Below are 25,456 nucleotides of genomic sequence, written 5' to 3'. Positions count from 1 at the left end.
ACAAAAGTGAGCATCATGTCCACAAAAGTGAGCATCATGTCCGCACAAGTAAACGTCCTGTCCACGCAAGTGACCATCTTGTCCAAACAAGTAAGCGTTCTGTCCACACAAGTAAACGTCCTGTCCACGCAAGTGACCATCTTGTCCAAACAAGTAAGCGTTCTGTCCACACAAGTGAGCATCCTGCAAACAAATTCTTTCATCCTACAAGCAAATTCTTTCATCCTGCAAACAAAATCTTCCATCCTGCAAACAAAAGTTGACATCCTGCAAACAAAATATGCCATCCTGCAAGAAAAATATGGCGTCCTGCAAACAAATGTTGTCATCCTGCAAGCACAAGTTGACGTCCTGCATTCACATTTACACTCCATATAAATCAAATCTGACATTCAACCAGCAACAATCCTAAAATTCCGTTAACCGTTCAAGGCATACTCAACACAAAACCGTAAATTTGAATGGCATAAATCGATAGCAATTTTTATCAATCCATTCGTGAATTAGTGGCCTAAACTGTAAAGAGCAATGAAATTCAAAATAAATTCCGGTTACAAACCCACAGGAGACCAACCGCAAGCCATTGACAAACTGTCTCAAGGCATTGAGCAAGATGAAAAGTACCAAACACTTCTTGGTGTAACGGGCTCGGGTAAGACCTTCACGGTGGCAAACGTCATTGAGAATGTGCAACGCCCTACCCTTGTATTGGCACACAATAAAACGTTGGCAGCACAACTTTATTCAGAGTTCAAACAGTTTTTTCCCGATAATGCCGTAGAATATTTCGTGTCATACTATGATTATTACCAGCCCGAAGCCTACATTCCAGTGTCGGGTGTCTATATCGAAAAAGATTTGTCCATCAATGAGGAGATTGAAAAAATGCGTTTAAGTACCACTTCATCATTGTTGTCAGGTCGTCGCGATGTTCTGGTAGTGGCATCCGTGTCTTGTCTCTATGGTATCGGTAACCCGGTGGAATTTCAAAAAAATGTGATTACCCTCCAAAGAGATCAGGTCATTTCCCGTACCAAACTCTTGCACCAACTTGTGCAAAGTCTGTACTCGCGCACCGAAGCAGACTTCAACAATGGAAACTTCAGGATCAAAGGTGATACGGTCGATATCTTCCCAGGGTATGCAGATAATCCCTTCCGAATTCACTTTTTTGGTGACGAAATTGAAGATATGGAAGTGTTCAATGCCCAAACCAACGAAGTGATTCAAAAGTATGACAAGCTGAATATCTATCCGGCCAATATGTTTGTCACCTCACCCGAAGTTTTACAGGGAGCCATCCGTGAAATTCAGGATGATTTGGTCAAACAAGTGGATTATTTCAAGGAAATTGGCAAGCACCTCGAAGCAAAACGGCTCCAGGAGCGCACAGAATTCGATTTGGAAATGATCAGAGAGCTTGGCTATTGTTCAGGGATTGAAAACTATTCCCGTTATCTCGACGGAAGATTGCCTGGCACACGTCCATTCTGTCTTTTGGACTATTTCCCAGATGATTATTTGATGGTGGTAGATGAAAGTCACGTCACCATTTCGCAAGTCCACGCTATGTATGGTGGCGATAGAAGTCGTAAGGAAAATTTGGTAGAATACGGTTTCCGTTTACCAGCTGCTATGGATAATAGGCCATTAAAGTTTGAAGAATTTGAGGCATTGCAAAACCAAGTCATTTATGTCAGCGCCACACCAGCGGATTATGAACTCCAAAAAACAGATGGTATTTATGTAGAACAAGTCATTCGCCCTACAGGTCTCCTCGACCCTATCATAGATGTGCGTCCAAGTCTCAATCAAATTGATGATTTAATTGAAGAAATTCAAGACCGCGTCGAAAAAGACGAACGCACCTTGGTAACAACCCTCACCAAACGTATGGCAGAGGAATTGACCAAATATTTAAGCAGAATTCAAATACGTGTTAGATACATCCACAGCGATGTCGACACGTTGGAACGTGTAGAAATTATGCAGGACTTAAGAAAAGGCTTGTTTGATGTTTTGGTTGGTGTCAACTTACTCCGTGAAGGTTTGGACTTACCAGAAGTTTCACTCGTCGCCATCCTCGATGCGGATAAAGAAGGTTTTTTACGTTCGAATCGTTCCCTAACACAAACAGTAGGTCGTGCAGCTCGAAACTTGAATGGAAAAGCCATTATGTATGCAGATACTATTACAAGCAGTATGCAAAAAACCATTGATGAAACTAATTACAGACGCGAAAAGCAGATTGCTTACAACATAACGAACAACATTACGCCTCAAGCCTTGAACAAAAGTTTGGACAATGTTTTGGCGAAAAACTCTGTTAGCACTTATCGTTATGAATTGGATGCCCAAAAAGCCGCCGAATCTGAAAGCGAATACCTCACCAAACCAGAGTTGGAAAAGAAAATCCGTGAAAAACGCAAATCAATGGAGCAAGCCGCAAAAGCACTCGACTTCATCATCGCTGCACAATTAAGAGACGAAATAAAAGGATATCAAGAAAAACTGGAGAAACTTAAAGTTTAATCTTAATTATATTGAATCTTGAAAATATCAATTAAAAAATCAGGAGGAACAATCTTATTTGGGAAACTATCCATCAAATCCAATACTCTACTGATGGATTCGTGGCTTAATCCCATTCGCAATCCAAAATTGTAAAGCCTTACCAATTCTTTTTCAGTGATTTCATTGTCAAGATTCATCAATAAAACTAATCGATGAAATTGCACGACACGTTCACTATGTGATTTTAAGTGAACATAATTTACAGGATACTTAATAAGGTAGTCAAAATCTTCTTGTGATATTTCTAATTGTTTGGCAACACCCAACAAAAATTTGTATTCGATGGATTTTAGGTTATCATCGGCCTGTGCAAACGCTATCATTTCTGACAGCAAGCTTAATTTCTCAACACGATTTATCATAATAGAGGGAGTAACAATTTTACAATATAAAGTTAGTAAGAATGTAAATGTTATTGTCGTTGATAAAACGTAACTTGTCGAAAAATAATTGACATTTTATCGGTAATTTTCAACTTTCATCACTCGTTAAGACTTAAAAATCATGCAGTTAAGACACTTTTTAATAATATTTTTAATATGTTTTTTCTTAAGAATTTCCGCACAAAGTACTGCTTCACAGCAAGTTGACACGTTCTCTATTGAAGCACCTCAACTCAATGTGAAAAAGAAAATTTGGATTTACTTACCGAAAAAATATCAAAATTCTAAAAAAGCGTATTCTGTGATGTATATGCACGATGCACAAAATCTTTTTGACGCCAAGACTTCTTATGTAGGCGAATGGAAAGTGGATGAGTTTTTAGACTCCATTTCTGAAAACAAAACTATCATAATCGGCATTGAACACGGTAACGAGAAACGAATAGATGAATTGACACCCTATCCTCACGACAAATATGGAGGTGGAAAAGGCGATGACTATCTAGATTTCATCACTCATACTTTGAAACCCTATGTTGATAAAAATTACAGAACAAAACCTGATCCCAATCATACAAGCATTGTTGGTTCTTCCTTAGGAGGTCTGATGTCTTTTTATGCAATCCTTAAACATCCTGAAATTTTCGGAAGTGCAGGAGTCTTTTCACCTTCATTTTGGTTTAATGATGAAATTTACAAGTTGGTCGAGAAAACGGATATCCCCAAAACATCTCGCTTTTACTTCTTGATGGGTTCTGATGAAAGTGAGGAAATGGTACCTGACCTCGAAAAGATGATTTCTCTTTTACAGCGAAAAGGGGTAAAACCTAAAAATATTGAGAAACTTATTATTGAAGGTGGAAAGCATAATGAAGCACTTTGGAGCAATAATTTTCCGAAAGCGTATCTTTGGCTCACAAAAAACAACTAAAATCACAAAAGAATGACCAATAATGATATCTTCAAAAAACTGCGTGTTGCACTAAAATTGCGTGACGATGACATCGTAAAAATCCTTGAGTTGGTAGATTTTAGAATTTCCAAAAGTGAATTGGGAGCATTCTTTAGAAAAGAAGATCATCCTAAATATGTTGAGTGTGGTGACCAAATTCTGCGTAACTTCCTCAACGGATTAATCATACATTTACGAGGTCCGATGCCAAAAAAGGAAAAAAAATAGACGTTTTTTGTCGAATTCCTAAAAATTTCCCAAACGTTTTTCTCGCTAAAAACAAAATTGTAGTTTGCAGGTTCTTTCTATCAGAGATTAATAGCAACTATGTTTGAAAACGCGTCGGAAATAAAGCAAATTCAACTGACTGATTCTGAAATTGCAGCCCTAAATAAAAAGTATAAACCGCTTTCCGCAACACAGCGCATTAAGGAATTATATAATGATTTTGATGTTGATGATGTGATGCTTACGAGTTCTTTTGCTGCAACATCTGCATTTTTCTTAAAACTTTTTTCTGAAGCAAATCAAGCGCAAAAGGTGTTTTTTATTGACACAGGCTATCATTTTGAAGAAACCTTAAAATATAAAGAAGAACTGAAAAAATTGTATGGTCTCAATGTCTCATCCATTAGTGCTTTAAAGGAAGAACACGATTTTACCACACAAGATGAAACTTGGAAAAAGAATCCAGATTTTTGCTGTTCTATCAATAAGGTAAGGCCTTTAGATATTATTAAAAACAAATATAAAGTTTGGGCTTCTGGACTTATGGAATGGCAAAGTGACCATAGAGCTACTTTGGACATTTTTGAAATGCGTGGAGAAATATTGAAATTCTACCCACTGCTTGATATCACAAAGGAACAACGAGACGCTTACATAGAAGAGCATCAATTACCTTTTCATCCATTGGTTTCTAAAGGTTATAATTCCATAGGATGTTCACACTGCACCATTCCTGGTGAAGATAGAAGTGGTCGATGGAATAACAATCCAAAAACCGAATGCGGTCTGCACCTATAAATCAGTTTTTAAGAATCACATAGTAATCCCAATCGGCTGGATCTCCGACCCCAACGCTCGGTGTATACAAAAACACATTGATAGTTGCATTTGGATTGCTTGATCTGTATTCTTCAACAATTCTTAAATCAGCAATAGAATTCCACAAGGTCGAATAATCCAAATCTTCTGGATAATATGCAAATTCTGAATACATTACATTTTCAAACATAGTATTTGATAGCATATCCAATGGCTCATCAATTGTTTGAAAATCTTCTGGACTCATCAGTGATATTGGATAAGATCTTGCTCCTAAACCCATCCAGATAATGGTTCCATCAAATAACATTTCATCCAACTCTTCATACATAAGTTCTACACTTCCAAAGTCGCCAGGCGCTTGATAATTATAAGTAATGTTGAAATCAGTAGCGGTATCGAAAGTAAGCTCTTTGCCGCCTTCAAACGTTTGGGTCAAATAATCAATTTTAAGAAGCGCTACTTTATTGCTTGCAGGTTCCAATTGATTGGTGGTATCATCATCAGAACACGAAAGAAGAATTACAGAAAAGAATAGAATAAAATAAAGCGAGATTTTCATAATAAGTTGATTTTGATGATTATTTGTTTTTTAAGAAGATGCATCAAATTAAAAAAGGTTGCGTCAAAAAACAAAAAAAGCTTCTAAAATTAGAAGCTTTTTAAATTTATATGTCTGAATTTTAATCCAATACAGATTGCACTTTGTCGGCTGCTTCCTGAAATTCAGTAGCACTCATAACGTCCAAACCAGATTTGTCAATCAATTCTTTTGCAATGTCAGCATTAGTTCCTTGTAAACGCACGATGATAGGCACATTAATGGTTCCCATATTTTTATAAGCATCGATGACTCCTTGGGCAACACGATCGCAACGAACGATTCCACCGAAAATGTTTATCAAAATAGCTTTTACAGCTGGATCTTTCAATATAATTCTGAAGGCAGCTTCCACTCTAGCAGCATCGGCGGTTCCACCGACGTCCAAAAAGTTTGCTGGTTCGCCTCCAGCTTGTTTGATCAAATCCATAGTTGCCATAGCCAAACCGGCACCATTCACCATACATCCAACGTTCCCATCAAGGTCGACATAGTTTAGTCCAACGGCTTTTGCTTCAACTTCTATAGCATTTTCTTCACGGAGATCGCGAAGCTCTTCATAATTTCGATGTCTGTAAAGTGCATTGTCATCAATAGTCACTTTGGCATCAACAGCCATAATTTTGTCATCACTTGTTTTCAAAACTGGATTGATTTCAAACAATGATGCATCAGATTTTACATAAGCCGTGTATAAAGAAGTTACAAATTTTGTCATTTCCTTGAACGCATTTCCTTCCAAACCTAAATTGAAAGCGATGCGTCTCGCTTGAAAAGGCATCAATCCTACAGAAGGATCCACTTCCTCGGTGAAAATCAAATGTGGCGTTTCTTCAGCCACAGTTTCAATATCCATACCACCTTCAGTAGAATACATAATCATATTTCGTCCTGTAGCACGATTCAACAATACTGAAATATAAAATTCACTCGTTTCACTTGGTCCTGGATAATAAACATCTTCTGCCACCAACACCTGATGCACTTTCTTACCCTCTTTGGAAGTTTGAGGTGTAATCAACTGCATCCCAATGATCTTCCCTGCAATTTCTTCCACTTCTTTTAGGTTTTTCGCCAGCTTTACACCGCCACCCTTTCCGCGTCCACCCGCATGGATTTGGGCTTTGATGACGTGCCATCCTGTTCCGGTTTCAGCTGTTAATTGTTTTGCAGCAGTTACGGCTTCTTGCGCATTATGGGCAACAATTCCTCTTTGGATACGTACACCATAACTGTTTAAAATCTCTTTTCCTTGATACTCGTGTAAATTCATCTTAATTGGTCTAGATTATTGCTGCACAAAAGTAATTAACCTATCTGTTTTTAGCAATGTTTTTTCGATTAAGTATAGCAATGTGTTCCATGTAAAGTTATTTAAATGTTAATGACAATTTTTTTTATGGGAATAATCACTCACAAACTATAAATTTACCAGCTTAATTTAATTTTAATATAAAATGAAAAACGAAACCTTACTACAAATTGCCAGCGACTACGGAAGTCCTGTATATGTCTACGATTCTGAAAAAATCACATCTCAATATAAACGTTTGACATCAGCATTTGGTAAGGTGAAGCAATTACGCATAAATTATGCTGTAAAAGCTTTATCCAATATTTCAGTCTTAAAATTGTTCAATACACTTGGGTCTGGTTTGGATACCGTATCAATTCAAGAGGTGAGATTAGGATTGGCCGCAGGTTTTGCACCCGAACAAATCATATACACACCAAATGGTGTTTCCTTGGAAGAAATTGAAGCTGCAGCTGAACTGGGAGTTCAAATCAATATTGACAATCTTTCCATTTTAGAGCAATTTGGCACACGCCATCCTAAAACTCCTGTTTGCGTCAGAATCAATCCACATGTGATGGCTGGAGGCAACACTAACATTTCTGTTGGACATATTGACAGTAAATTTGGAATATCAATCCATCAATTGCCACATTTATTCAGAATTGTAGAAAACACAAAAATGAACATCAATGGCATCCATATGCATACTGGTAGTGATATTTTGGATATTGATGTCTTTCTTTATGCAAGCGAAATTCTATTTGACACGGCAACTCATTTCAAGGATTTAGAGTTCATCGATTTTGGTTCGGGGTTTAAAGTACCTTATAAAGAAGGTGATATCGAAACCAATATTGAAGAACTTGGAAAAAAATTAGGCAAGCGCTTCAATGAATTCTGTAAAGACTATGGTAAAGATTTAACGCTGGCCTTCGAACCTGGAAAATTTCTGGTGAGTGAAGCAGGCTTTTTCTTGACAAAAGTGAATGTTGTTAAACAGACTACATCAACCGTTTTTGCACAGGTGGATTCTGGGTTCAATCATTTAATTCGTCCTATGCTCTACGGTTCTCAACATGAAATTATCAACATTTCCAATCCGAAAGGACGAGAACGCTTTTACTCTGTGGTGGGCTACATCTGTGAAACCGACACATTCGCAAATAACCGTCGTATCAATGAAATAACCGAGGGTGACATATTATGTTTCAAAAATGCTGGAGCTTATTGCTTTACCATGTCTAGCAATTACAACTCGCGCTATCGACCAGCCGAGGTGCTTTGGCATAAAGGCAAAGCTAAATTGATAAGACAGCGCGAAACTTTTGAAGACATTCTTAAAAATCAAATCGAAATTGATTTGGGTTAAAAACGGAATCTATCAAGGTCAATCTTAATTGTTGAAATTTCAGAAACTTACTGTATCTTTAAATCGAAGAACAACCTTCAGTTTAAAGACACATTAGTTTCATATGGAACAGATACCTCCTAAAATCATTCGTCAAATTTTCGTGCTGCTTCTTATTTTATTGATGGGAAGTCTCATTTTCAGAGAAATGCTTCCATATCTTACCGGTGTGCTTGGAGCTGTTACCATTTACATTCTTTTCAGAAAATGGATGGCTACTCTTGTCAAAAAGAGAAAATGGAATCCTACTCTTGCTGCTTTGACAATCATATTGATTTCTTTTGTTGTGGTTTTATTGCCAATCACGGGTGTGGTTATGATGCTGGGAAATAAGATAGGTCAAGCAGTCCAAAACAGCGAAGAGGTAATTAAGGCTGTCAAAGATCAAATAGGAAAAGCTGAACAATATGTCGGCTTTGACTTAAACTCCAGTATCGACACAAGTGCCATTACAAGTTGGTTATCAGAGAATCTTCAAAACCTCGTGGGCGGCACATTCAATGCGTTTATTGCTATTGGATTGATGTACTTCATGCTTTTCTATATGTTGACAAATAGAAGAACCCTTAGAGAGTCTTTGAAAGAATACATTCCTATGAGTAAGGAAAATCTATCTGAAGTTGGGGATGAGGTACAAGCAATGGTTCGGTCGAATGCACTTGGAATCCCTCTGGTAGCATTGGCCCAAGGAGTCATAGCTCTTATTGGGTTTTGGATTTTTGGCGTTGAAAACCCTTTCTTTTGGTTTGTTATTACCACAATTGGCTCAATGATACCGTTCATAGGCACCCTTTTAGGAATACTTCCAGTCTTTATTATTGCCCTATCGTCTGGAGATAATTTTCAGGCCTGGGGAATTTTGCTTTATGGATTTATTGTTGTTGGTTCCACAGACAATATTATTCGATTGTATGTACTAAAAAAGCTTGACGACGTGCATCCTTTGGTTACACTTATAGGCGTAATTGTAGGCGTTCCTATTTTTGGTTTTATCGGATTGATTTTTGGTCCATTACTCATCAGTTTATTTATGGCAATGGTTAGAATTTATCGAATTGAATATGGAAAAGAAGTTTCAAAAACAGATGAAGAGCGACTATAATTCTTCCTGCCAAATGAGAATGGTAAATATGTAAGAAATTTCACTATATCTAAAATCTCCTCAAGTCTTTATAATAGTACTGACGAAGACTTATGGAAAGCAGATTAACCACTTTCATAGTACTTCTATGTTCAGATTCAATCAAATTGGATTCTTTGATCCATTGCCTCTATCTTCATATTAAAATTCCTTCTGATTTTATTCATATTACCATCAATTCCCATAAAATTGCAATTTATGGAGCAATAATTTCGTTGTCTACACTTTTATCCTTTCCTAATTATACCTTTTATACCTTTCTATGCATAGCAGTATCTGGCTCTGGCATGCATCTTTGTTGGAAAACTGTTGCCACCACCCAATTTACGCTTTATATGGCGATATCGAATATGAAATGTGCTGCTGGCGCAGCTTCGCTGGGGATTTTAAAAACTATTTCGTTTGGGAAATCGTATTTTTAATATTGCTATTATGCCAGTAATTATGGTCATGCTTATACAGCTTACACATTTTGACAGTCATCAATTCAAAGTTGATAATTTTGTGGTTTTAAAACCAAATAATGTTAACATCTGATGTTTTTTAGAACAATCATAATTTAACCTTAAAAAAAACAATATCATATTTAAAAAATGTCTAAATTCATATAATCATCTGAATAATAGACGTATTGAAAGCCACATCCACCATTTGATGAGCTATGTAAACATTCATGTTATATAATATTTCACAATTAAATAAAAGCTGATGATATAGATTATGATTTTATAAAAATTAATAACTAAAACCAACCAAAATGAATCTAAAACAATCCTTGTTCGTTGCTGTGACATTGGGTATGATAAGCCTTGTCATATGGGAACTTTATTGGAGAAATCAAGGTCTTGAACCCAATATTGATGATAACAAAAATTTATGGGCCAATCAAAGGGCTCGTCTGGAAAATTATGATGAAAAGACGGTAGTCTTTATCGGTTCCTCACGTATACTTTATGATATAAATCTCGATATCTGGGAAAATGAAACTGGTACCAATGGAATTATGCTTGCTGCACAAGGATCAACGCCAATTCCTGTGATGCAGGATATTGTTGAAAATACTGATTTCAACGGTACACTGGTAATAGGGATTACTCCACCACTTTTTTTCTCAACTATTAATCCAAAAGCAAATTTTGTCCAACGTTCACAATCTTTAGTGGACTATTATTACAATCGAACATACGCACAACGATTGAACCATATGCTTTCTGTTCCCTTACAGAAGAATCTTGTGTTTATAAGGGATGGTGATGAAAGCTGGGATTCGGATGTTGACCTTAAGACCCTTTTAAAGCAAGTTCATTGGGATGAGCGAAGCGGTCCACGCTACCCACCATTTAATAATTTTGAAGAAATCACATTGGATAGACGCATGAAAATGCCTGAAATAATGGTAAAAGATACGGCGTATGCAAATACAATCAAAAAAGTATGGACCACCATCTTAAGTGGTGACAACCCACCACCTGACAAGGAGACCACTACGAATACTTTCGTTGATTTAGCAAAAAAATTTCAAGCTCGAGGTGGCAATTTGATCTTGGTGAGATGCCCTTCATCAGGTTTGTTCAAGGACATCGAAAGTAAAGCATTTCCACGAGCACAATTTTGGGATCCATTAGTTGAAAAATCTGGTGCAAAAGCATATCATTATGAAGATTTTCCAGAATTGACCAACCTATTTCTTCCAGAATGGTCCCATTTAGCTGCGGAGGATGCCGAAGTTTTCACAAGAGTAATTATTGAAGCCATGAAAAAAGATGGAGTAATCACTAACCTTAAATCCAACTAACCATGTTATTCAATTCATTGAGTTTTATCGTCTTTTTAGTCATCGTTCTCGTACTATATTACGGCAACATTTTAAACTGGATCAACCGTAAACGAATGTTACTTTTTGCAAGTTATATTTTTTACGGATTATGGAATCCACCACTTGTGATTCTTCTTTGGATCTCAACAGTTGTAGATTGGATTGCAGGAAACAAACTATCCATTGAAGAAAATCAACGTAAGCGAAAAATGTGGCTACTGTTGAGCTTGTTTGTCAATCTTGGATTTTTGGTCTTTTTTAAGTATCGTGATTTCTTATTGGATAATTTCACATCAGTAGTTAATACATATGGTTATGGCTACAAAGCCGAACCAATTGATATTTTATTGCCAATGGGAATTTCTTTTTATACGTTCCAAACTATGTCGTATACAATTGACATGTATTTGAGGAGGACCGAAAAAGCTAGAACATTTTTAGACTTCGCTTTGTATGTTACATTTTTCCCTCAATTGGTAGCAGGACCTATTGTTAGAGCGCAAGATTTAATTTCTCAATTTTATGAAGAAAAAAAAGCAACCATAAATCAATTTATTTGGGGATTGTTTTTATTGACTATTGGTCTTTTCCAAAAAGTGGTTCTAGCCGACACTTTGTTGGCTGATACTGCTGATACAGTATTTGGTTCAAAAGATATTTTAAACGGATTGGATGCATGGACAGGGACACTTGCTTTTTCCGGACAGATATTTTTTGATTTTGCTGGCTATTCTACATGTGCTATCGGTATTGCGCTTATGCTGGGTATCATATTGCCAGATAATTTCAGGTATCCTTATGCAGCAATTGGTTTTTCAGATTTATGGCGTCGATGGCATATTTCGCTCTCCAGTTGGTTGAGAGACTATCTCTACATTCCTTTGGGAGGAAACAGACACGGAATTGTAAGAATGTATGCAGCTTTGATGATCACAATGCTTCTAGGAGGTTTGTGGCATGGTGCTGCATGGACTTTTGTAGTTTGGGGAGCTCTTCATGGTATTTATCTGGTAGTGGAACGAATGTTCAAAAACAAAATTCATATCAAAATCGGTCCTTATAATGGGGTTATCTTGGCGTTAGTCACTTATACTCTAGTAAATTTCACTTGGGTATTTTTTAGAGCAAGAGAGTTTTCGGTTGCGAAGAATATTATTTCCTCTATGTTTTTTATGAATGTTGAAGGCTCAAAAGTTTTGGATTCATTCGAAATCATTAAAGTATTAGCGGTTATTAGCATTTTATTTGTATGCCATTGGTTTATGAGGAATACTTCTTTGAAAGAAGTATCTTTTAAAATACCTTCATGGGTTCTAGGAGTTTTTTGGGCTATTATGTTTTTTCTTATAGTGATTTCCCAAGGTAGTGGCGAGCAATTTATCTATTTTCAGTTTTAATCAATAATTAATTATTTCCTAAACCAATCAAATTAATTCTAGGATAGAAGGTAAAGATTAACTTTTTTAATTAAAATTGTTGAACATTTAAAACAATCTAGCAAGAAAAAACTATCAGATGTTAAAAATATATAATGTTGCATTAACTCTCTTATTGTCAATAATGTTTGTCAATTGTAATGGAAAACAATCATCGATCGAGAATTTACCAGATCCATTTGAAGCAGGCTGGGAAGGACAACAAGTAAGCGAGATAATAGAGGACAATTCACAAATGCGAATCCTGAAATGTACATTCCCACCTGGAGTAGGCCATGAAAAACATTATCACAAGCCACATACAGGATATACATTATCTGGAAGTACCTTTAGAATTACCGATGAAAACGGAACAAGAGAAGTAAATGTTCCCATTGGCTATACATTTTCGAATGACGAACTATCTGTTCATGAAGTTTTAAATGTTGGCGACAGCACTGCAGTTTTTTTGATTATCGAGCCTAAATAGTTTCATCGTTCATACTATAACTAAATAAATCACTACATTATGCTCAAAATCAACCAATTCAAATAAAATGGCTTATGGTCACCATTTTTAAAAAAATCCGTAGATAACTTTTAAAGAAGAACAAATTCACAAGTTATTTACTCTATGCCATCGGAGAAATCTTTTTGGTAATGATTGGTATTTTGTTGGCACTCCAAGTGAATAATTGGAATGAAGAGCGGAAGCTAAAAAGAGCTATAAATAATACGCTAAAAACTATTTCTTATGATTTAGAAATCGATACCACTTTCGCATCTACCATCATAAAATTTTATGAAATCAATAGAACGAACAGCAAAAGAATCATTGATGGTGAGATCACAAAAGATAACTATACAGAATGTTTGGAGTGCCTGAATTTAGTGACAATCTATCAGCCATTTAATTATCAGACACGAGGTATTGGGCAACTTAAGACTTTAACAGATATTCCATCGACTGAAAAAGATACTTTAATTACTGATATTACTAAATTCTATGCTGTTTTCGGTCCTTTAATAGATAAAAGTAATGAACGTATGGATAATATTGTTCTAAAAAATTTCAATGATCTTGAAAAGTTTCCTTGGTTTATTGATATGGCAAAAGGCAATCTTACGGATGAAGTCATTACCTATTTCACCGAAAGTGAGGATTATAAAAAACGAGTAACCTCCCACGCGATGCTTGCCGTTGGTAATCATCTGGCAATTGCAAAACAATACAAGCAAGATGCAATAGAATTATTGGAAGGAATTAATAAGCGTATAAAGGAAGAATATTGAGCTATTCTTTTACCGTTCCCATAAAATGATTCACGTTGGGGTTTATAGGATTACCTGTAATTCTACGAAATGATGCAATCTGCCCACAATGCCAAATAGCGTCTGCAATCGGACCATTGATTGCATTCCAAAATGGTACCTCTCTTTCTCCTAAAATAATTTTGAATTGAGAAATATCATCACTTTGCTTCAAAATATCAGCAGCAATTTTCAAGTTTATCAATGTCTGTTTTCGTTTGGCTTCAAAATCCAATTGTGAAAAATCCGTTTTCTCATTCGGCTTTTTCAAGGTAGAATTGACTATCACATACGATAAGTTCAAGATATGTTCAATAGTTTCATCAACCGAACGAGCGTCTTTATCAGATTTATAAGCCAAATCCTTTTCCACCAAGTTGTTTGTTGCCCAATAATATCGAAATCCTAATGCTTCTACCTGTCGAGCAGCCACCGTTCCAGCAGTAAAATTTTCTGAATACTCCGGAAGCTCATAATATGGCAGTGATTTATCAGCCGTTTGTGCCGATGAGACCATAGAAATAATAAATAAAACTATTAGAGCAAAGTTTTTCATATAAAAATCAGTTGACGCCATATTTATCCACCAAATAAATCATAGAAGCCATTGTTGCAGTGCCAAGCTCCAATTCGCGCTTATTGATGGCGTCAAACGTATCATTTTTAGCGTGATGATAATCAAAATAACGCTGTGAATCTGGGACAAATCCGGCCAAAACAACATTTCCATCTTTTAACGGACCAATATCTGCGCCTCCATAACCTTTCACAAACTGATGGATAAGATATGGTTCAAACAAAGATGCCCACTGTTGTGCTTTCGAAATAAATTCGCCTTCTGTATCAAACGAAAACCCTCTTGGCGTAAAACCTCCAGAATCACTTTCCAGTGCAAAAATGTGTTTCTCACCTTTAGATTTGGCTACTTTCGCGTATTCCGTACCACCTCGAAGTCCGTTTTCCTCATTCATAAACAACACCACTCTAATAGTTCGTTTTGGTTTGTAACCTAACTTCTTTAAAATCCTCAAAGCATCCATCGACTGTACGCATCCTGCACCATCATCGTGAGAGCCATCACCTAAATCCCAAGAATCCAAGTGTCCTCCTACCACAATATATTCATTGGGAAATTCACTTCCTTTTATTTCACCAATAACGTTATAAGATTGCACATCTTTCAGCTGTTGGCAATTCTGTCTAAAAAAGAATTTGATGTCTTTATTGAGCGAAAGCATTCCGCTCAACAATTCAGCATCATTGGTACTGATAGCCGCCGCAGGAATATATTGAGACGCTGGCAAATCACCATAACCCATTCCGCCTGTATGGGGGAAATCATCAAGACGTAAATTCATAGAACGGACAATAACGCCAACTGCACCAAACTTGGCAGCTTCCTTGGCACCAGAACCTCGTTGGTCAACCGCTCCACTGTAAGCATCAAAAGTCCTGATGGCATCAGCTTGCATCGGCCGATTAAAAAAAACTATTTTACCCTCGATCTTATCTCTTCCCAAAGTTTCGAGTTCTTTTAAACTCTTAACCTCAATTATATTAGCTTTTACACCTGCATTTGGCGTTGCAATGGAGCCGCCTAAAGCACAAATATTTACCGTTGTTGTTTTGCCTGGAGATGTTTCAATATAAGCAAATTCCGGAGCACCTCTTACCCATTTCGGCACCATAACTGGTTGAAGCCAAACCTTGTCGAAACCTAGTTTCTCCATTTCAGCTTTAGTATATTCAACCGCTTGCTCGGCTCCCAAAGAACCAGATAAACGTGACCCTATTTGATTGGACAAATGATCTAACCAACTGTAACTTTTCCCGTCTGTAAGTGCCTTAGAATAAATGCTTTTGATGACATCGGCATCACTGCTTTGCGCAGACAATTGAAGTGTAATGAAGAAACTTGCTATTAATAGATATTTCATAGAGAGATAAAAATTTTTAATGGCACTAATATACCACTAATAAATTTTTTCGATTTAAAACAAAATCTTAAAGTTTAGGCGGCAACTATTCGTTCTCCAATTGCTTTTTATACTGTTCTAAATTTGCTTTGATATCGTCATCAAGTTCTGGCTCTTGGATATCTGTATAGGTTTTCAAAGTGTCATACATAATTTTCGCAACAATGTAGCGAGCCGTTTCTTTGTGATCTGCTGGAATGGAAAACCAAGGTGCGTGAGGTTTTGATGTTCTATTTAATGCATCCTCATAGCATTCTTGATATTGATTCCATAATGCTCGTTCTTTGAGGTCTCCTGGTGAAAATTTCCAGTTCTTCTCTTGCTTCTCAAGTCGTCGAAGCAACCTATTCCGTTGTTCATCCTTGGACAGGTTCAGGAAAAACTTGAAAATAATCGTACCATTTTCTGCTATATGTTTTTCGAAATCATTGATTTGTTGAAATCGTTTCGACCAGAACCCCTCATTGATATCTTCCAAAGACGTGACCGAAGGAATATTTTCACCCAAAATATAACCAGGATGCACCCTTGTAACCAACACATTTTCATAATGCGTACGGTTGAAAACACCAAACTTACCACGCTCTGGCAATGCAATGTAATGTCTCCAAAGATAGTCGTGCCGCAACTCCAATTCGGTCGGGACTTTAAAGCTATGCACAACGATTCCTCTAGTATTGAAGTCTTTAAAAACTTCACGGATGAGACTGTCCTTTCCTGCGGTGTCCATACCTTGCAAGCAAACCAAAACAGCATATTTGCCGTGAGCGTACATCGTATCTTGCAGCTTTCCTAACTTCTCTCTAACATCTTCCAACTCATCTTCAATCTTATCTTCAGATGCTTCTAAATCATAAGTCGTCTTTAAATCTTTGATATTGATTTTTTCAGTGATTTGGAAGTCGTTGATACTGATGTCTTTCATTTTATGGTTGGATTTTGATTCTTAATTTGAGTTTATTTTGAAGCGAACATTTTCACATCGTTCTCATTTACTTCTTTTTCACCAAGAATAATCAATCGCTCCACAACATTTCGCAATTCCCGAATATTACCTGTCCAATCATATTCTTGCAATAATTTCAATGCTTTAGATGAAAAGGATTTTTTAGCTGTGCCTTGTTCTTCAGCAATTTTACCTGAAAAATAATCAACCAATAGCGGAATATCTTCTCGCCTATCGTTCAATGCTGGAACTTGAATGAGAATTACAGCAAGTCGATGATATAAATCCTCTCGAAATCGGTTTTCTTCAATTTCCTTTTTCAGATTTTTATTGGTAGCGGCAACAACGCGAACATCAACTTTGATATCTTTATCGTTACCAACCCTTTGAATTTTATTTTCTTGAAGCGCTCTCAACACTTTCGCCTGTGCCGAAAGGCTCATATCGCCAATTTCATCCAAAAAAATCGTTCCACCATTTGCAGCTTCAAATTTTCCTGCTCTATCTTTTACAGCACTCGTAAACGCACCTTTAACGTGACCAAACAATTCACTTTCAATCAATTCGGAAGGAATTGCAGCACAATTCACTTCAACCAATGGTCCGGCTGCTCTTTCACTTTTTTGGTGCAACCAATGTGCCACCAACTCTTTTCCTGTTCCATTTGGTCCTGTGATTAAAACCCGTGCATCTGTAGCCGCGACTTTCTCAATCATATCCTTGATTTGAGAAATAGCCTTGCTCTCACCTATCATTTCATAGTTTTTGCTCACTTTCTTTTTGAGCATCTTATTCTCTACAACAAGTTCTTTTCTGTCAAGAGCAATTCTTACGGTGTTGAGAAGTCTGTTTAAATCTGGTGGTTTTGAAATGTAGTCAAACGCTCCCAAACGCATTGTGTTTACGGCAGTATCTAAATCGCCGTGACCAGAAATCATCACAATAGGCACTTCAGGCTTTATTTTTTTTGCAGCCTCCAATACTTCGACGCCATCCATTTTAGGCATTTTGATATCACAAAGGACCAAGTCATAATCCTCTTTTTTGATTTTTTCAATTCCTGCTAACCCATCTTCTGCTTCCTCCACATCATAAGCGTCATTTTCTTCGGTTAAAATTTTTATGAGAACTCTTCTGATGGTTGCTTCGTCTTCTATGACTAAAATTTTTGGCATTTTAATATTTGAATTTTATTCCTGTTCTAAAATAGATTGTGTTTTTATCGTCTATGGTATAAATATCTTCCCGTTCATTATCTCTCAAACGATAATCGTTAGTAATACTGTATGCAGCATACCCGTAATATAGTAAATGTTTTGTGAAATAGTGTTCATATCCTAAACCACCTAAAACCAAGGTTGCGGAAATATTTTCGGCCACTTTTCCATCAATTGTTTTATTTCCTTGAATATTGGCAAAAATATTATCTAGAGTAGCAAATGCTTGTATATGATTTTTGTCATCAAACTTATAACGGATATTTGTTTTAGGAACACCCAATGTGTAAGTCCATTTTGGAGCAAATTCTCTGTAATAGTTAATAATGGGAAGTGGATAATTTCTGCCAGGAGTAGTGGAATATTCGAGTCCCAAAATCAATCGATTGGGTTTGTCTGACTTACCTTCAGCTGTTCTATCTCTAATGGCGTAACCTGTAACAATGTAGATGTAATCATCAGATGTTAATTTTGTTTCGAAATTAGAAGAGATTCTACCTGCAACTTTACCCGCATAAATCCAATCAGTATTTTTTGAGCGATGCAGAAATCCAAGACTTGCCTCAATATTTTGAATTGATTGTAAATCATCAGTTGAAAACGGTACATTGTCAAAAGTAAAATCAATATATCGATATTCACCACCAATCACTATGTAATTCCCTTCGCTAACCTTTAAAGGTGCCTGAATCAAAGCCCTAAATCGGCTAATTGAGTTTTTTGAATTGGAATTAGGAATATTTAAATATTCCAATCTTAACAAATCGCTTGTCTGTGCAGATATTAAACAGCTACAGAATATCGACAAGAAAGCTATTACTAGTTTATTTTTATTTGGCATATGTTATTCTTTTTGGGGTAAATTCTTTTCAATGATATGAATATCTCTTTGAGGAAAAGGAATGGTAATGTTATGTTCCCTGAACAATCTATCAATTTCAAAACGAATTCCACTTTGCGGAAAGCGTGCATTAAAACTATCGTTTATGGTAAATGCAACTGAAAAATTCAATGAGCTATCACCAAAATCCGTAAATAAAACTGTCGGTTCTGGCTTTTCTAATACTTCAGGCTGTGCATTGGCCGCTTGAAGTAATAATTTCTTTACAAGTTGAACATCGCTTCCGTAAGCAACACCTACTTTGACATTTTCGCGAGTAGTTGTTCCATTCTGGGTCCAATTGTATAAACTGTTCTCAAGATATAGATGGTTCGGTATAATAAGGATTTTGTTATCTATCGTGACAGCGCGAGTTGTTCGTAATTTGATTTCCTCTACTCTACCTACTTTACCTTCAATTTCTATGATATCACCAACGTGAACCGATTGGTCAATGAGAATAAAAACGCCAGAGATGATATCTTGAAATAAGGTTTGAAGCGCCAAACCGATACCTATCAATAACGCGGCTGAAGCGGCAAAAACTCCTGTAACTGGAATGCCGAGTGAATGGAAAGTTATGAGCAAAATAATGACGTACACTAACCATCTTGCATAACCGAAAACTACCTTGAACTTCCTTTTATCATCATAAGGCAGATTTCTGCTCAACAATTTCAAAATAATCCTCATCACGATGGTAGCAATGATCAAGACAATTGTTAAGATAATCAAGTCCATCAGACTTAAAGAAATCTTTTCTGTAATGTGATATTCCTTTCGGAGAAAATTAAATAACTCTTCCATTTATCAATATTTTAACCACTTGAACAATTCCTTGTAACTTGGCTTCTTTCCATACATCAAAATACCAACCCTATAAATTTTTGCTGCAAACCAAACTGTAAAAGCAAAAGTTGCAATCAGAATAGCTAACGACAAAATTTGCTGCCATATGGGAACACCAAAAGGAATTCTCATAAGCATCACGACAGGCGACGTCAATGGTATAAACGAAAAAATTGTTGAAACCGTTCCGTGTGGATCCTCAATAACCGTAAAAACACCTACATACACTGCAATGATCAATGGCATAATGATAGGCATCATAAATTGTTGTGTATCGGTCTCGCTGTCCACTGCGGCGCCTATAGCTGCGTACAATGAACTGTACAACAAAAATCCACCTAGGAAGAAAAACATAAAAGCCACACACAGATTGAGCAACGGTAAATTCAAAAATGCCGTGAACAATTCCTGTGCTTGGTTTTGAGCTTCTGGTGATTCCATTGCCTGACGGATCATCTCCTGTTGCGGTCCTTGCATTTGCATTACATCTATTCCGAAAATCGCCGAAACCAGGAGCAACATTACACCTCCGAGTAAAACCCAAATGATGAATTGCGTAATACCAGCCAATGATGTTCCGATGATTTTTCCCATCATCAGTTGGATAGGCTTTACGGACGAAATAATCACCTCAATGATGCGACTTGTTTTTTCTTCAATGACACTGCGCATAATCATATTTCCATAAATGATGATGAACATAAACAGCAGGTAACCTGCCGCACCTCCGAAAGCCAGCTTCAACCAACTATCTGTTTTCGATGTTTTTTCTCCTAAAAAACTCTCTTGACCAATAGTTATTCGTGTACGTGAAGCCTGAATCTTTTCAATATCAACGCCATCTTGAACCAATTTCAAATCGGTTAGTTTTTTCTCAATTTTTCCTTCTAAACTAGAGATGATACTCAACGATGGTGAGTCTTCAGAATAAAATTTTGCACTTTCAAATTGCGACAAAGAATCCGAACCCTTTTTGATATATAATAATCCATATTCTTCTTTGGAACTGACCAAATCTTTGGCATTTTCCAAATTAATATTATCTAAATAATTATACTTAATATGCTCTTCATCAGTAAACACTTCAGAAAAAACTCCTGTTTCATCTAGAACAGATATAGTGCGGTCTTGATTATTATTTATTTGTGATAGATAAGCTACCAAAGCTATCAAGGCAATCATAATCATCGGACTTAAAAAGGTCATAATGATGAATGACTTATTTCTAACCTTTGTCAAATATTCACGCTTAATGATAAGAGGTAAATGATTCATCTTCAGTTTCTTTTTACGGTTTGAATAAAAATGTCATTGGCACTCGGAATCACTTCTACAAAATGATGCACTTCTGCTTTTGAGGTCAGAAAAGAAAGTAAATCATTTGAAGATACGTTTTCAGCTAACTTAACATTGAGCTTTATATCATCATTCAGATTTTTGAATGTTGCAGGAAGCACTTCAAAACGTTCCTTGATGCTACTCACCACAGCTTCTGAATCTTGTGTTTGCAAACCGACCTCAAACGTATTGGTCTTAAACTGTCTTTTTATGTCTATCAATTTTCCGTCTAGAATTTTATTGGATCTATGAATCAAGGCAATATGGTCGCACAATTCTTCAACCGATTCCATACGATGTGTCGAGAATATAACCGTTGCACCTTCTTCTCTCAATTGTAAAATTTCATCTTTGATTAATGTGGCGTTAATGGGGTCAAATCCTGAAAAAGGTTCGTCAAATATGAGCAATTTAGGCCTGTGCAATACCGTTACGATAAACTGTATTTTCTGTGCTTGACCTTTACTTAATTCTTGTATTTTCTTGTTCCACCAATCACCTATTTCAAGTCTTTCAAACCAATATTTCAATCGTGCCTTCGCATCTTGCTTGGACATACCTTTAAGTTGCGCCAAATAAAGTGCTTGCTCACCTACTTTCATCGATTTGTAAAGCCCACGCTCTTCTGGAAGGTATCCAATATTCTGAATGTCAGTCGGTTTTAAAGCTTCACCATCTAAATAAACCTTGCCTTTGTCTGGCATAGTGATTTGGTTGATGATTCTAATAAGAGTGGTTTTCCCTGCTCCGTTGGGACCCAATAGCCCAAAAATGCTTCCTTTTGGAACTGCGATGGAAACGTCATTTAGCGCCTTAAAATCCCCAAAATGTTTGGAAACATTTTCGGCGACTAATAAGTTATTCATAAATATGAGGGTTGAAAGGATTACAAAATTTTGATTTGTAAATATATTAAATGTCAAAGGTTACGTTAACAAAATAGAGGATATTTTTAACTTATTTCGGAAAGGTCGAGACTCTATAAAAGCAAAACCCACCCTTAATAAATCAAGGATGGGAAAAAATTGCTATGAAAAAGAAAAATACCACTAATGTGAATTAGTGATATTCAAATATAGTGTTTTTTATCAAAAAACCCTTTTTTAAGAAAACATATCTTTTACTTTTTCAAAAAAAGATTTTTCTTCGCTGTCTGGTTTCGGTTCAAAATGCTCATTATTCTTCATGTTTTCAAAGAATTCTTTTTGTTCCTTGTTCAGTGTTTTAGGTGTCCAAACATTCACGTGAACCAACAAATCACCTTTACCATAGCCATTGATACTAGGAATTCCCTTACCACGAAGTCTTAAAATTTTGCCAGACTGAACACCAGAATCGATTTTAATACGAACTTTTCCAGTTACAGTATCAATTTCTTTGGACGTACCAAGTACAGCGTCTGGAAGACTGATATACATATCATAATGAAGATTATCGCCTTCACGTTTCAAAGTCGGATGGTCTTCCTCTTGAATGGCCACCAATAAATCACCAGCTATACCATTACCTGGAGCGTCATTACCTTTACCAGAAACTTTAAGTTGCATTCCATCTACAACACCAGCTGGAATTTTTACGGAAACGGTCTCCTCTTTAGTAATTAAACCTTGAGCATCTGCATCAGAAGGTTTTTTATCAATAATTTGACCAGAACCACCACAAGTGTGACACGTTGAAGCGGTTTGCATCCTTCCTAAAATAGTATTGGTAACACGCATCACCTGACCTTGACCATTACAAGTTGAGCAGGTTTTATAAGTGGTTCCTTCGGCCTGAACTTTTCTTTTGACTTTTAGTTTTTTCTCGACACCATTGGCAATTTCTTCAAGAGTCAACGTAATTCTAATTCTCAAGTTACTGCCTTTCACTCGTCGTTGACCTCCACCGAAGCCACCACCAAATCCAGAAAAACCGCCTCCACCGAAAGCTCCTCCAAAAATATCACCGAATTGGCTAAATATGTCGTCCATATTCATACCACCTCCACCAAATCCGCCTCCTTCAAAGGCTTGGTGTCCAAATTGGTCATATCGTGATTTCTTTTCAGGATTGCTCAACACTTCATAAGCTTCGGCTGCTTTTTTGAACATTGCTTCGGCCTCTTTGTTGTCCGGATTTTTATCAGGATGGTATTTCAACGCCATTTTGCGATAAGCCTTTTTAATCTCATCTGCCGAGGCACTTTTTGAAACTCCTAGTATGTCGTAATAATCTTCTTTCATCGAAACTTGTTATTTGTTCTTTTGTAGTTGAAACGGCTTTTTTCTTTAAAATCCAGTAACAACTTTTGGAAAACGGATGATTTTATCACCCAATTTATAACCCTTCTCCACTACATCGATAATTTTACCTTTGAGATCATCTGAAGGTGCTGCAACTTGAGTAATAGCCTCGTGCTCATCAGCATTAAAAGCATCGCCTTGTGCAACCTCCATTTTTGTCAGGCCATTTTTCTCTAAAGTGGAAAGCAACTTTTGGTAAATCAGCAACACGCCTTTTCTTAAATGTTCAGCTTCCTTGTCATCTTCTGTATGCAACAGCGCTCGCTCAAAATCATCCAAAACTGGCAACAACGAAATCATAACATCCTGACTTGCTGTTTTAAACAATTCTATTCGTTCTTTTGAAGTTCGACGCTTATAATTTTCAAATTCGGCAAACAAACGCAGGAATTTGTCCTTTTCCTTACCCAGATCTTCTTTCAATTGCTCTTCAACTGATTGCTCTTCTTTCTGTTCTGCTTGCTCATTTTCCATAACAAGCTCATCATCTATATGTTCGCTTTTATCTTTTTTACTCATTTTTCAATAGCTTAAATATTTCTTTTCAATTTGGCAAAAGTACTGCCATTATTGATAAAATGTCAAAATGTCACCATATATTTTAGTCTTTTTTTCAAAGTAAAGTTCTTATGTCTATTTTTGTAAGAAACCATTAACCATATACCAATGAAAAACCATTTGAGCAAAAGTTTGATGACATTATTGATTTGCCTTGCCATTTTTGGGTGTAAAGACAAAGCAAATGAAGCTAATATGAGCGAAGCTGAACCAGCAAAAGTGGCTGATGCTTCCTCTGAAAAGTATATCGTAAATGCTACGGAATCTTTCATTGAATGGAAAGGATTTAAACCAACGGCTACTCACAATGGTGTCATTCGTGTAGAATACGGCAACATCAATACCAATAATGACGTGTTATCTGGCGGGAAAGTTGTGATTGATATGTCATCGATATCTGTTTTGGATTTGGAAGGCGATATGAAGTACAATCTTGAAAATCATTTAAAAGGAACTGTTGAGGGCAAAGAAGGCGATTTTTTTAATGTGAAAATGTTTCCTGAAGCGGTTTTTGAAATCACGACTATTGCAGCTATCGAAAATGGTGCTTTTAACCTTTCTGGCAACCTAACCATTAAAGGTGTAAAAAACAATATTACTTTTCCTGTAAAGGTTACTAAAGATGAGCAAAGCCTAACCATCAATAGCGAACCTTTTACCATTGACAGAACAAAATGGGGAATCAACTTCGGTTCAAAATCTGTATTTGATAATCTCGGAGACAAATTTATCAATGACGAGATTGAATTGAAGGTTACATTAGTTGCTGAAAAAGAGTAACTAAAAAAACTCTCGATATTGCATGACCCGAAAATCAAATGTTTTGAATTTCGGGTTTTTATTTTTTAACTGTCGGTACAAAGGCATACTCCCAATAGCGCGATTCGCAGAACCTGATGCTGAAGTCAAGGATACTGTTTTAATAACTCTGTCTTCGTTTTGAGATGGTAATTTCATCTCGTGAATTCTTGGGATTTCATCAGAAATCAATCGCATTTTTAACTGATAATCTTTAATGTGTTTTCTGAAAAAATATTCAGGGCCATTTTTGCTATTACCTCCTGTAAACAAAAGTGTGTCGATATTTGGATATTGTTTGAGATAACCGATCAAATCTCTCAAAATGACGTTAGTCATACCTAAATCGGAGGCGTCAATTTTGGCACGTTCAGCACTTTCAACAATGTCACAGACACCTATTTTATGTTTAATGAGAAAATCTTTTCGTTGATTGACGGCTTCTTCTGAATTATCATAGCGTAAATTGAGATGATGAATTGCATCTATATATAGCCACAACGAATTATAATAACTTCCGTAGCAAAAATCAACATCCTGTTCGAACAAATCGCCTGTTGAAAATCTAGGTGGTGGTAAGGTTCCAACGATTAACTTGGTAGTATCTTCTTTAATGAATGGTGGATATGGGTGTTTGTGGAGGAACACGATTGTTTGAATGTTTATG

At 36.5% G+C, this 25,456-nt stretch carries 27 protein-coding genes; 13 read left to right on the top strand and 14 right to left on the bottom strand.

Translation table 11 applies throughout. The annotated features are described in order from the left end of the window. Positions 1-15: 15 nt before the first annotated feature. Both M0G43_RS13355 and uvrB read left to right on the top strand, forming a co-directional pair. On the top strand, positions 16-378 hold the full coding sequence (locus tag M0G43_RS13355; protein ID WP_248027169.1) for a hypothetical protein: 363 nt from the start codon (positions 16-18) through the stop codon (positions 376-378). A gap of 150 nt (positions 379-528) precedes the next feature. Beyond that, positions 529-2,532 (top strand): excinuclease ABC subunit UvrB, encoded by a 2,004-nt coding sequence (uvrB, locus tag M0G43_RS13350; RefSeq protein WP_248027167.1) that lies wholly within the window; start codon positions 529-531, stop codon positions 2,530-2,532. 2 nt (positions 2,533-2,534) lie between these two features. Here the strand turns inward: uvrB and M0G43_RS13345 are convergent, their stop codons facing one another. After that, the gene (locus M0G43_RS13345) at positions 2,535-2,936 is read right to left on the bottom strand and encodes a TerB family tellurite resistance protein (RefSeq protein ID WP_248027165.1); all 402 of its coding nucleotides are present in this window, start codon (positions 2,934-2,936) and stop codon (positions 2,535-2,537) included. A gap of 259 nt (positions 2,937-3,195) precedes the next feature. Here M0G43_RS13345 and M0G43_RS13340 point away from each other — a divergent pair, with 259 nt between their 5' ends. The 3 genes from M0G43_RS13340 to M0G43_RS13330 all read left to right on the top strand — a co-directional run bounded on the left by M0G43_RS13340 (position 3,196) and on the right by M0G43_RS13330 (position 4,935). After that, positions 3,196-3,888 (top strand): alpha/beta hydrolase, encoded by a 693-nt coding sequence (locus M0G43_RS13340; RefSeq protein WP_317231460.1) that lies wholly within the window; start codon positions 3,196-3,198, stop codon positions 3,886-3,888. Positions 3,889-3,900: 12 nt separating this feature from the next. After that, positions 3,901-4,137 carry a DUF1456 family protein gene (locus M0G43_RS13335; protein ID WP_248027161.1) on the top strand — a complete coding sequence of 79 codons (237 nt, stop codon included), beginning with the start codon at positions 3,901-3,903 and terminating at the stop codon, positions 4,135-4,137. Positions 4,138-4,236: 99 nt separating this feature from the next. After that, a complete protein-coding gene (locus M0G43_RS13330) occupies positions 4,237-4,935 on the top strand; it encodes a phosphoadenylyl-sulfate reductase (protein ID WP_248027159.1) in 699 nt (232 codons plus the stop codon). A gap of 1 nt (position 4,936) precedes the next feature. On the opposite strand, the gene M0G43_RS13325 is transcribed toward M0G43_RS13330, so the two are convergent. Continuing rightward, positions 4,937-5,518 carry a hypothetical protein gene (locus tag M0G43_RS13325; RefSeq protein ID WP_248027156.1) on the bottom strand — a complete coding sequence of 194 codons (582 nt, stop codon included), beginning with the start codon at positions 5,516-5,518 and terminating at the stop codon, positions 4,937-4,939. A 121-nt stretch (positions 5,519-5,639) separates the two neighbouring features. Further along, on the bottom strand, positions 5,640-6,830 hold the full coding sequence (gene sucC, locus M0G43_RS13320; RefSeq protein WP_248027155.1) for an ADP-forming succinate--CoA ligase subunit beta: 1,191 nt from the start codon (positions 6,828-6,830) through the stop codon (positions 5,640-5,642). 184 nt (positions 6,831-7,014) lie between these two features. Between sucC and lysA the strand changes: the two genes are divergently transcribed. The 7 genes from lysA to M0G43_RS13285 all read left to right on the top strand — a co-directional run bounded on the left by lysA (position 7,015) and on the right by M0G43_RS13285 (position 13,927). Continuing rightward, positions 7,015-8,223: a diaminopimelate decarboxylase gene (gene lysA, locus M0G43_RS13315; RefSeq protein WP_248027153.1), complete on the top strand. Its 1,209-nt coding sequence runs from the start codon at positions 7,015-7,017 to the stop codon at positions 8,221-8,223. Between the two features lie 103 nt (positions 8,224-8,326). Then, the gene (locus tag M0G43_RS13310) at positions 8,327-9,364 is read left to right on the top strand and encodes an AI-2E family transporter (protein WP_248027151.1); all 1,038 of its coding nucleotides are present in this window, start codon (positions 8,327-8,329) and stop codon (positions 9,362-9,364) included. 92 nt (positions 9,365-9,456) lie between these two features. Further along, positions 9,457-9,825, top strand: coding sequence for a hypothetical protein (locus tag M0G43_RS13305; RefSeq protein WP_248027148.1), 369 nt, complete (start codon positions 9,457-9,459; stop codon positions 9,823-9,825). A gap of 335 nt (positions 9,826-10,160) precedes the next feature. Further along, positions 10,161-11,198 carry a hypothetical protein gene (locus M0G43_RS13300; RefSeq protein WP_248027146.1) on the top strand — a complete coding sequence of 346 codons (1,038 nt, stop codon included), beginning with the start codon at positions 10,161-10,163 and terminating at the stop codon, positions 11,196-11,198. A 95-nt stretch (positions 11,199-11,293) separates the two neighbouring features. Beyond that, complete coding sequence (locus tag M0G43_RS13295) at positions 11,294-12,616, top strand: MBOAT family O-acyltransferase (RefSeq protein ID WP_248027144.1); 1,323 nt, start codon at positions 11,294-11,296, stop codon at positions 12,614-12,616. 163 nt (positions 12,617-12,779) lie between these two features. Next, positions 12,780-13,124, top strand: a complete 345-nt coding sequence (locus tag M0G43_RS13290) for a cupin domain-containing protein (protein WP_248027142.1) — start codon at positions 12,780-12,782, stop codon at positions 13,122-13,124. 170 nt (positions 13,125-13,294) lie between these two features. After that, on the top strand, positions 13,295-13,927 hold the full coding sequence (locus M0G43_RS13285) for a hypothetical protein (RefSeq protein ID WP_248027140.1): 633 nt from the start codon (positions 13,295-13,297) through the stop codon (positions 13,925-13,927). 1 nt (position 13,928) lies between these two features. Here M0G43_RS13285 and M0G43_RS13280 read toward each other — a convergent pair whose 3' ends face one another. The 10 genes from M0G43_RS13280 to M0G43_RS13235 form a co-directional block, all read right to left on the bottom strand. Then, a complete protein-coding gene (locus tag M0G43_RS13280; RefSeq protein ID WP_248027138.1) occupies positions 13,929-14,501 on the bottom strand; it encodes a hypothetical protein in 573 nt (190 codons plus the stop codon). Positions 14,502-14,508: 7 nt separating this feature from the next. Beyond that, the gene (locus tag M0G43_RS13275) at positions 14,509-15,882 is read right to left on the bottom strand and encodes a M20/M25/M40 family metallo-hydrolase (protein ID WP_248027136.1); all 1,374 of its coding nucleotides are present in this window, start codon (positions 15,880-15,882) and stop codon (positions 14,509-14,511) included. Positions 15,883-15,967: 85 nt separating this feature from the next. Continuing rightward, positions 15,968-16,846, bottom strand: a complete 879-nt coding sequence (locus M0G43_RS13270) for a PPK2 family polyphosphate kinase (RefSeq protein WP_248027134.1) — start codon at positions 16,844-16,846, stop codon at positions 15,968-15,970. A gap of 32 nt (positions 16,847-16,878) precedes the next feature. After that, a complete protein-coding gene (locus M0G43_RS13265) occupies positions 16,879-18,042 on the bottom strand; it encodes a sigma-54-dependent transcriptional regulator (protein ID WP_248027132.1) in 1,164 nt (387 codons plus the stop codon). A gap of 1 nt (position 18,043) precedes the next feature. Then, positions 18,044-18,925 (bottom strand): hypothetical protein, encoded by an 882-nt coding sequence (locus tag M0G43_RS13260; protein WP_248027130.1) that lies wholly within the window; start codon positions 18,923-18,925, stop codon positions 18,044-18,046. Between the two features lie 3 nt (positions 18,926-18,928). Continuing rightward, positions 18,929-19,771, bottom strand: a complete 843-nt coding sequence (locus tag M0G43_RS13255; protein WP_248027128.1) for a mechanosensitive ion channel family protein — start codon at positions 19,769-19,771, stop codon at positions 18,929-18,931. Positions 19,772-19,774: 3 nt separating this feature from the next. After that, positions 19,775-21,088 carry an ABC transporter permease gene (locus M0G43_RS13250; RefSeq protein WP_248027126.1) on the bottom strand — a complete coding sequence of 438 codons (1,314 nt, stop codon included), beginning with the start codon at positions 21,086-21,088 and terminating at the stop codon, positions 19,775-19,777. Positions 21,089-21,090: 2 nt separating this feature from the next. Beyond that, positions 21,091-22,017 (bottom strand): ABC transporter ATP-binding protein, encoded by a 927-nt coding sequence (locus M0G43_RS13245; protein ID WP_248027124.1) that lies wholly within the window; start codon positions 22,015-22,017, stop codon positions 21,091-21,093. 237 nt (positions 22,018-22,254) lie between these two features. Then, the gene (dnaJ, locus tag M0G43_RS13240) at positions 22,255-23,373 is read right to left on the bottom strand and encodes a molecular chaperone DnaJ (RefSeq protein WP_248027121.1); all 1,119 of its coding nucleotides are present in this window, start codon (positions 23,371-23,373) and stop codon (positions 22,255-22,257) included. Between the two features lie 45 nt (positions 23,374-23,418). Next, positions 23,419-23,952: a nucleotide exchange factor GrpE gene (locus M0G43_RS13235; protein ID WP_248027119.1), complete on the bottom strand. Its 534-nt coding sequence runs from the start codon at positions 23,950-23,952 to the stop codon at positions 23,419-23,421. Positions 23,953-24,099: 147 nt separating this feature from the next. Between M0G43_RS13235 and M0G43_RS13230 the strand changes: the two genes are divergently transcribed. Next, positions 24,100-24,771, top strand: a complete 672-nt coding sequence (locus M0G43_RS13230) for a YceI family protein (protein ID WP_248027117.1) — start codon at positions 24,100-24,102, stop codon at positions 24,769-24,771. On the opposite strand, the gene M0G43_RS13225 is transcribed toward M0G43_RS13230, so the two are convergent. Beyond that, positions 24,772-25,437 carry a uracil-DNA glycosylase family protein gene (locus M0G43_RS13225; protein WP_248027115.1) on the bottom strand — a complete coding sequence of 222 codons (666 nt, stop codon included), beginning with the start codon at positions 25,435-25,437 and terminating at the stop codon, positions 24,772-24,774. Positions 25,438-25,456 lie beyond the last annotated feature (19 nt).

It is taken from the genome of Subsaxibacter sp. CAU 1640 (assembly GCF_023156585.1).
Classification (GTDB): Bacteria; Bacteroidota; Bacteroidia; order Flavobacteriales; family Flavobacteriaceae; genus JBPOFM01.
This window is presented reverse-complemented; position numbering and strand designations above follow the sequence as displayed.